This window comes from Pantoea sp. Ap-967, from assembly GCF_011752565.1.
GTDB lineage: Bacteria > Pseudomonadota > Gammaproteobacteria > Pseudomonadales > Pseudomonadaceae > Aquipseudomonas.
On sequence record NZ_VWXK01000076.1, the window covers coordinates 1 to 1,286 of the forward strand.

The 1,286-nt window shown below is 56.1% G+C and carries 1 protein-coding gene; it reads right to left on the reverse strand.

The window, feature by feature from the left end; translation table 11 throughout:
- Positions 1-47: 47 nt before the first annotated feature.
- Positions 48-1,175 carry a DDE-type integrase/transposase/recombinase gene (locus F3J45_RS29540; RefSeq protein WP_205300745.1) on the reverse strand — a complete coding sequence of 376 codons (1,128 nt, stop codon included), beginning with the start codon at positions 1,173-1,175 and terminating at the stop codon, positions 48-50.
- Between the last annotated feature and the right edge of the window lie 111 nt (positions 1,176-1,286).

A 1,286-nucleotide genomic window follows, 5' to 3' on the forward strand; every position in this document is an offset into this window, starting at 1 on the left:
GGTGTACGACCGGAGACATCGTTTACATCGTAAACCGGGGACATGGTTTACACATTTGAGGCTTGGACGCGGTTTTCACCCCGTCCAAGCCTCCCCAGGAGATGGTCACACAGGAACACATCCCAAACATCATCTTCCACTTCTTTTAGGGCGATCCTCTCGCCGGAAAGGGCTTCGCTGATGAACAACAGCTTGCCTTTCCATTTGATCGACCCATTCTGCCTGACACTGCGGACCTCCATTCCGGCGGGATACTCCACGACAGGCAGGCATCCTGGGTAAATACGATCAGAGGGTACGTACAGCTCGGATGGCCGCTTCATCCCCAGCGCTTCGTGGGGCCGGACATAGTTGAACTCATGCCGAAAATGCTCGAGTAGCAGTTGCTGATCAATCAGGTTTTGTCCTATCGGCAGTTCCAGCTTCATGCTTCGATGCATTCGCTCATGACGACCATTCTGATCAGGTCGCGCGGGTGCGGTCCGCTCAGGAATGATGCCCAGGCGGATCAACCAAACCGCGATTGTAGACATCCTTGCCAAGCCAACCGAGGCAAATGGGCTGCCGTTATCAGAGCGGATGACCTCCGGCATGCCATGCTCCTGGAAAAGCCACTCAAGCGTCTGGATGACCGGCTGCGTCATGATGTTCTTGTGGGCTTTGCAGGCCAGGATGAGGCGCGAGGCGTGGTCAGTGACCGTCAAGGGATAGCACCATTGGCCATCGAGCATCTTGAACTGCCCCTTGTAGTCGATGCACCAGGTTTTGTTCGGCTCGTTGGCCTCCCGCATCTTCGTGGGACTCTTCCCGTATCGCCGTCTAGGGCCGCGCTTGTGAACCATGCCCATCCGATCCAGCCACTGGCCTGCCGTGCTTGGAGAGGGCCAATCAATCGTGGGATCTTCAAGGCGCAGCAGCTCGATAAGCTTTTTGGGGCCCCATTTGTCGTGCGCTTCTTTCATCGCAACAATGCGGGCCAGTAGCTCATCGCTGGTCTGGTTAGGGCTGTTGTTAGGGCGCCGCGAGGCATCGGACAGCGCCGCAAACCCACCCGCATCATATCGGGCTATCCACTTGTCAATCGTGGGACGGCTGACACTGTACCGGCACGCCAGTTGGCTCTTGGTGTAATCACCGGAAAGCCATTCACTGACCAGTCTGATTCGTTGATCCATGGGGGACTCTTGGTTCCAGGGCATGATCAGATACCTCCTGATCATGCGTATTAGCCTGTAAACCATGTCCCCGGTTTGGAATGTAAACGATGTCTCCGGTTTGTACCCGGG

Excerpts from the sequence above, each read along its gene's own strand:
- F3J45_RS29540 (WP_205300745.1), bottom strand. The coding sequence starts at position 1,175 with ATGGATCAACGAATCAGACTGGTCAGTGAATGGCTTTCCGGTGATTAC.